The organism is Mycobacterium sp. (assembly GCF_049281135.1).
Classification (GTDB): domain Bacteria; phylum Actinomycetota; class Actinomycetes; order Mycobacteriales; family Mycobacteriaceae; genus Mycobacterium.
Genome location: NZ_JBAPRN010000604.1, coordinates 21,977 through 29,178, shown reverse-complemented (window position 1 = coordinate 29,178; position 7,202 = coordinate 21,977). Strand labels below are relative to the sequence as shown.

Annotated in this window: 6 protein-coding genes; 4 read left to right on the top strand and 2 right to left on the bottom strand. The window is 63.2% G+C overall.

The window, feature by feature from the left end:
- The first annotated feature begins 210 nt into the window (after positions 1-210).
- Positions 211-948, top strand: coding sequence for a hypothetical protein (locus WAN02_RS23835; protein WP_422267019.1), 738 nt, complete (start codon positions 211-213; stop codon positions 946-948).
- Positions 945-2,258, top strand: a complete 1,314-nt coding sequence (locus WAN02_RS23830) for a protoporphyrinogen/coproporphyrinogen oxidase (RefSeq protein ID WP_422267017.1) — start codon at positions 945-947, stop codon at positions 2,256-2,258. Before WAN02_RS23835 ends, WAN02_RS23830 begins: the two co-directional genes overlap by 4 nt.
- A 57-nt stretch (positions 2,259-2,315) precedes the next feature.
- On the opposite strand, the gene WAN02_RS23825 is transcribed toward WAN02_RS23830, so the two are convergent.
- A complete protein-coding gene (locus tag WAN02_RS23825; RefSeq protein WP_422267015.1) occupies positions 2,316-2,969 on the bottom strand; it encodes a TetR/AcrR family transcriptional regulator in 654 nt (217 codons plus the stop codon).
- A 144-nt stretch (positions 2,970-3,113) separates the two neighbouring features.
- On the opposite strand from WAN02_RS23825, the gene WAN02_RS23820 reads away from it, so the two are divergent.
- A complete protein-coding gene (locus WAN02_RS23820; RefSeq protein ID WP_422267013.1) occupies positions 3,114-4,784 on the top strand; it encodes a phytoene desaturase family protein in 1,671 nt (556 codons plus the stop codon).
- The gene (locus WAN02_RS23815) at positions 4,781-5,527 is read left to right on the top strand and encodes a hypothetical protein (RefSeq protein WP_422267011.1); all 747 of its coding nucleotides are present in this window, start codon (positions 4,781-4,783) and stop codon (positions 5,525-5,527) included. The genes WAN02_RS23820 and WAN02_RS23815 overlap by 4 nt, the downstream gene beginning before the upstream one ends.
- Before the next feature lie 91 nt (positions 5,528-5,618).
- On the opposite strand, the gene WAN02_RS23810 is transcribed toward WAN02_RS23815, so the two are convergent.
- A complete protein-coding gene (locus tag WAN02_RS23810; protein ID WP_422267010.1) occupies positions 5,619-7,028 on the bottom strand; it encodes a cytochrome P450 in 1,410 nt (469 codons plus the stop codon).
- Positions 7,029-7,202 lie beyond the last annotated feature (174 nt).

The following is a 7,202-nucleotide window of genomic DNA, read 5'->3' as shown; positions in this document are numbered from 1 at the left end:
GGTTTATAAATGGCCGTTGTCAACCATCGTTTACTGAAAAGTCTGCAGCGACCGGGGCCGCGGATTACATCTGCCCGAGTCCATCAGGTCTATCAGAGTGAAAATCACGGCCTGCGAGGTAGTGTATCAACGCAGAAGAGGAGTCAACGATCGTTTACGTTTCTCGATTCGAGTCGAGTCAGGAGCCACGACCGACCAGGGAGGACACGAATGCTGTCGCCACAGGCAAATCTGAGACTCCTGCAGCGCACTTCATGGAGCGGGTTCGTCTACATCGCGTTCCTCATGGTCGGCATCTGGCCGCTCGCCGGCTTCTTCCCGTCCCAACCGCCGAGCTGGAACGCCGCTCAGATCACTCGGGTCTACCACGACAACACCATGGGAATCCGCATCGGGATGGTGCTGGTGCTCGTCGGTTCGATGTTCTACGTGCCCTGGACAGCGATGCTTGCCAAGCTCATCGCGGCCGTCGAGGGAAAGCCGGGAATACTCACCTACTGTCAGATCATTGCCGGCTGTACCAACGTGCTACTCACCGCGTATCCCGCCGGCTGGTGGCTTACCGCGTCGTTTCGGTCCGACCGCGACCCGCAGATTGTGCAGCTGCTCAACGACGTCGCTTGGTTGCAGTTCCTCGGGGTGATCGCGCCGTTCTACTTCGTCGTTATCAGCATCATTTATGCCGCGCTCGCCGATGAGGACACCAACCCCATAATTCCGCGCTGGGTCGGGTGGTTCAACGTATTTTTCATGCTCGACCTGATACCGCTGAGCATCATCTTCTTCTTCAAGACCGGACCGTTCGCCTGGAACGGGTTGTTCGGCTTTTACCTGCCGTTCGCGACGTTCTGGATCTGGTTCTTCGTGATGACGTACACAATCCGTCGCTCGTTGCACCGGCTCGACGATGTGCCCGCTGTGTCGGCGCGTTCGGTCAGGGCGGTATGAGCATGCCGCGCGCCGCCGTCGTGGGAGCGGGCCTTGCCGGGCTGACGGCGGGCCATCGCCTACAGCAGGCCGGCTGGCAAGTCGATGTCTTCGAGGCGACGAACACTCCCGGTGGTCGCGTGCAGACGGTGCGCCGCGATGGCTACGCGATCGACACCGGCGCGTCGGCGCTCGGTTCCACGTACCACGGCTACTTGGCACTGGCGCGTGAGCTGAACGTCGAAATATGCTGCACTGCACCATATATCGCCATCCGCCGCGCGGGCGTCACGCATCTGCTCGACATGGATCACCTGGTGCGCTCCGGGCTGAAAACCGGCGTACTGTCGCTGGGCGCCAAACTGCGTGTTCCCCGATTGGCTTTCGACGTGGGGTTGGCCAAGGCGCGTGGGCGGCTGGACTACGCCGATATGCGCAAGGCGGCGCCGCTCGACACCGAAAGCGCCCGCGCGTATGCGACGCGCGCGCTCTCGACCGAGCTCGACAGCTACCTGTGCGAGCCGATCGTTCGAACGATGCTGATCGCTGACACGGACAAGGTGTCAAAGGTGGAGTTGTTCTCCGGGATCGGCAACATCTTCACCGCGAAGATCTTGGCCGCTGTCGGCGGACAGGGCCGGATGCCTGAGCGGCTGGCCGAGGGGCTCAAGGTACACCTGCAGACGCCGGTCACCCAGGTGCGGCGCGCCGAAAACCGGGTCCGTGTCAGCCATTCCGGCACGACATCGGATTACGACGCCTGTGTCGTCACCTGCCCGCTGCCCGAGGCGACGGCCATCTGCGTCGATGATCGCGGCATCCTTGGTCAGCTCGACAAGAGTCTGGGCTACACCCAATGCATCAGCGTCGCCGTCGGTACTACCAGGCCTCCGGACTGCCCGGCGTTTCTGGTGATGTTCCCGTCGGTGGAGGACCCCGACATCGCGCTGATGTTCCTCGACCACAACAAGGCCCCGGATCGCGCCCCGGCCGGACACGGCTTGCTGAGCTGCTTATGGGAGACCGGCGCGTCGGAGCGGATGATCGACGCGTCCGACGAGCAGGTGGTTGAGCACACCTTGGCGACCGTGTTCGAGGTGTTCCCCGAACTGCGCAACACAGTCGAGTTCACCCATGTGACGCGGTGGCGGCGGGCGTTGCCGTTCACCCGGATCGGCGCCTACCAGGACATCGGGCGTCTCAACGCGTCGCTCGATCCGGCATCGCCGGTTCAGTACGCTGCCGACTTCATGTCGGCGGCGGGACAGAACACCGCGGTCGAGTTTGGAAATCGGGCCGCTCGGAATGTGATTGGCGCCCAAGCGACCTGAGGCGGCGGACCCCAATGGGTGCGTCCGTCGGTGGCGAGCCGAACAGCGGCGGCCAGATCACTCTGGCCCAAATAGCGTACCCTCCCACATGATTGCCAGGGTCTCTAGCAGGTCCTGCTCATTGTCCAGGTCGTCGTCGGCGTCGGTCCCGGCTAGATAGAACAGTTGCTCGCTTGACCACAGCAAAACCGCACTGCGCTGACGCGCCTTCCCCCCAAGGGCCGGTTCGCGCTTGGCGTCACGCTCCAATTGTCCCGCGATGGCATCGGTGAATTTCTCGACGAGCGCGAGCCATTTGTCCCGCAACTCGGGCACGGAGTGCCAATTCTCGTGTGTGGCGTGGAAAACCGGGCGATGTAGCTTCCACAGCTTTGCCGACTCCTGCAGGACGGCGGCGATTGCCTGACGTCGATTGGCGTCAGGGAGCCGTTGGAACAACGGGTCGAGCAGGTCGAAGAGCTCGAGCATGACGCGGCCCAACACTTCGGCGACCACTTCGCCCTTCGACGAGAAGTAGGCGTAGAACGTCGCACGCGAAACCTGCGCCTCGTTGAGGATCTGGTCGATGGTGATTTTGTGAAACGGTGTTTCCGCCAACACCCGCTCGGTGGCTTCGACGATGACGGTCATGTAGTCCGGCCGGGTGCGGCCGCTCAGGCGTTCGGCCCTTCGCTTGTCCCGCACGTCGCGGAGAGTTGACGGCTCTGACATGGACATTCCTCGCTGCTGCGACGGCCGGAGCTGATCAGCCTCTGCCCGACTGTAATACGCGTCCTGCCGCAGCCACTCTAGACGTACTGTTTCATCTACTATACAGTCCGTTTACATAGGCAAACAGTTCGTTCAATACAGGGTGTGGCAGGGAAGGGAGATGCCGTGGTCTCGTTGGCCTTGAGAGACAACTCGGTTCGCGATGTGATCGTGGTCGGTGCCGGCCATAACGGATTGACATGTGCGGCTTACCTGGCTCGCGCAGGCAAAAAAGTACTGGTTCTGGAGGCGCGCGACGTCGTCGGAGGCCTCGCCTGGACCATGGAAATGCCGAATGCGCCCGGCTACAAGGTCAATCCGTGTTCGGTCGAGTTTCTGCTGACCGGTGTGGAGCCGTCCGTTGATCACGAACTCGAGCTTGAAAAGTACGGACTGCGATGGGTCTACCCCGATACGTTGCTGACATGGCTGGGCCCCGATGGGCAGGTAATGCCGATTTGGAAGGACCGCAGCCGCCTGCTCGACGAGATCAAGCGCTATTCACACAAGGACGCTCGCCGCTACGAGCAGTTGTGCGACGACATCACCACGACGCTCAAGGCGGCCCTGCCGTATCTGCAGGGGCATCCTGTGCGGGTGCGGCCGGCGGCATTGGCCGAGATGCTGGTCCGAGCCGCCAAGGGGCCGCGGTCGATTGCACGCGGCGCCCGGGCCATGCTGGCCTCCATCGAACAGGTCTGCGAGGAGTACTTCGACCGCGACGAGATCAAGGTGCCGGTCGCCACCTATTCGCTGGCCAGTTTCGCTCCGACATGGGAAGCCGGCACCGGTCTGCACTTGTCGCTCATCGCCGGGTTGCACGAGTGGGGGGTGCGCCATCCGGTCGGCGGCACTGGCGCTTACACCCAGGCCCTTGCCCGCTGCGTGGAAGCGCACGGGGGCACGATCCTCACCGCCGCCAAAGCCAAAGAGATCCTCACCGAAGGAGGCCGGGCACGAGGCGTCACGCTCGAAGATGGGCGGACGTTCACCGCGCGTGAGGTGGTTGCCGCTACCGACCCGATCACCTTGGTGACCAAACTGCTCGACTCCGACGTGGTGCCAGAACAAACTCGGGACGAGGTCCGCGGACTTCAGAATCTGCACTCCAACATCTACACGTTTAAGGTCGACTGCGCGCTGGACCGGCGGCTCACCTTTCCCCGCTACCAACAGGGCCGCAGTCCAGAAGCGTTGTCTGCCATCACGATCTGCCCAAGTATGGAGTACCTCAACCGCTCGGCCCATGCCGCGATCAACGGCGAGTTCACCCACGAGATCCCCATTCAGCACATCACCAGTTCGGTCTACGACCGCACTTTGGTGCCCGAGGGCAGTGACGGTGACACGCTCTACTTCTATGCGTTCAACACGCCGCGGAAACTGTCGGGCGGGCGCACGTGGGAGGACGAGAAGGAACAGTACGTCAAGCTGATGATGGACAACTTCGCGCAGTATGCACCGGAATTGGGCGACTCGGTCCTCGACGTTCACATCACCACACCCGACGACTTCGAGTCGCAGTACCACGTTGCCCGTGGCAATTACGAACACGTGGACTGTTCCCTGGCGCAGATGGGACCCTGGCGTCCGACGCCGTCGTTGTCGGCGTGGAACACGCCCATCGATGGGCTGTGGCACACCGGTGCAGGTGCGTTCCCGATGGCGTTCCTCAGCGGATGGCCGGGGCGCGGCAGCGCTCGGGAGATTCTGCGTCGTAGCGGCAAAAAGCGAATCACTCGGCGATTGGGCGGGCGTTTAGGGGTGGGGTCATGACGTATGCCGTGCAACGAGCTATGGCGTGGTGTGGATTGGCCGTCATCGTGCTGACCTTCGTCGGCTTCATCGTCGCCCGGCTGTTTCCGGTGCCGCCCGGCGCCAACCTGAGCACGAGGCAGATCGCCGAGTTCTACGGTGCTCATCCCACCACGACACGCCTCGGATTGTTGTTGGCTGCAATTGGGTTGGGATTCTTAGGGCCGATCGTCGCTTTGATCACTACACAGATGTTGCGGATCAAGTCGGCGCCGCCCGCATTGGCGAATCTTCAGCAGATCGGCGGTATCTGCGTGGTGATCGTCGCCGTCTTGCCACTGATCGTCATGAACGTCGCCGCGTTTCGCCCCGACCGCGATCCCGCGGTGATTCAGGCGATCAACGATTTGGCGTGGCTGCTGCTGGTCACCCCGATCGGGCTCTTCCTCCTCCAGGACATCCCGATTGCTGTGGCAATCCTGATGGACCGCGCTGCGCAGCCGGTATTCCCTCGCTGGGTCGGATACGCCAACATATGGATTCCGCTCACTTTCCTGCCCGCCTTCTTTCCGTACTTCGCAAAGACAGGACCGGTGGCGTGGCAGGGGTTGCTCGTCTTCTACCTCGGCCTTGCCACGTTCGGCATCTGGGTAGTCATCATGACGTGGGCGCTGCTGCGGGCGTTGCGGCAGCAGGAGAAGGAAGCAGGCGCGCCAGCAGTATCGCCGTCCAGCTCCGGTTTGGTACACGATTCGGTCAGTTGATCGCGCCGCGGCCCACCGGTTTCACGCGGAAATCGAAACGCGCGCAATGTGATTGCGCGCTGGCGACGTGAGGCGGCGCGCCCCTGCGTGATCATGCAGGCGTAGCTGCGTCGCGCGAGCTGGCGATGGGGCAGCGTGGCATCTGCATTGTTGCGGGCGATGCCGTCACGGTGTCTCGCATGGCTTGGACATAGATGCGTGCGCCACGGTGCGGCGTAAGGATGACATGCCTCACCTTCTGTCGTTCGCCCCTGGCGGTGGTGGTCCTCAGCTCGATACGGCGGAGGACCTCACGCAGGACGACTTTTAGCTCGGCCATGGCGAACGTCGCCCCGAGGCAGCGGCGATTGCCGCCGCCGAACGGCAGCCACGTGGTGGGACCCGGCGTGGCACCCAGCATCCGGTCTGGGTCGAACCGGTCGGGATGCGGATATAGCTCGGGGCTGCTGTGTACCAGCCCGATGCCCGGAGCGACCATGACGCCGGCGGGCAGTCGGTAGCCCGCCAGCTCGACGGGCCGGGTCAGGACCCGGCCGACATCGAAGACCACCGGGCGGATCCGCAGCGTTTCCTTTGCAATCGCGTCGAGGTACTCGTCTCCCGCCGGATCACCGGCCGCACTCGCGTCGGCGGCGCGTACCGCCTTGTCCAGTTTGTCCGGTTGCCTGACGAGTCGCTCCAGAGTCCACGACAGCGCCGTCGCTGTGGTGTCGTGCCCGGCGACCAGAAGTGTCATGAGTTGATCACGCAATTCGGAGTCGGTCATCGTTCGACCGTCGTCGTCGCCGGCACGCACGAGCATCGCGAGCACGTCGGTGCGCTGCGCAAGATCGGGGTCGGCGCGACGATCGGCGATCTCGGCATACAACAGCCGGTCGGCTTCCTCGATGCGGCGACGTACATATCGCCAGGGGCGCCGGCGCTGCAGGTCGGGATTGGCGATGGACAGCGAGGCCCATGATCCGAAGTTGAGCAGCCGCGGCATCACCTCGCGCAACGACGCCAGCCGGGCCGGGTCGGTGGCGCCGATGACGGTCCGAAAAATTACCTCGAGAGTGATCTCCGACATTCTGGGCGCAACCGGAAACTCTTCAGCCACTGGCCAACCGGCAATGTTGGCGGCGGCGATCTCGGCCATCACACCGGTCTGGCGCGCAACGGCGTCGCGGTGAAACGGAGCGCTCATCAGGCGGCGACGGTCGCGATGCAGGTCGTCGTCGATTACCAACACTGAGCTCTCGCCGAGTGCCCCGGCCAATATCGAATTCGCTTCGCCGGCGTGATAGACGGCCGGATCACCGGCAAACACCGCCTTGATGTCGGCGGGATCATCGAGGTAAACGAGTGTTCCCAGCGACGCGACTCGCAGGGTGAACACGCTGCCGTAGCGGCGTCGGCAGGCGGCCACAAAGCGCGGCCAGTAGCGCAGCATCAGCGCGGTCTGCACCGACCGGGGGAGCGGGGGTCCAGGCGGCAACGGGCTCGGCATGGATACGCGCATGGTCAAAGCCTACGAGTATCCGCAACCGCGGCTACCGGGATTTGAAGACGGTGTTTTGGTGAGGTTCCGTGCGCGGCAAGACTGTCGAGAAGCGCCGCATCCCGGGCGTCGGGCATTTAAGATACTTACCGGCTCTGAATTCTCAGGTCTGGCGAATCGACAAACGTGTCAATG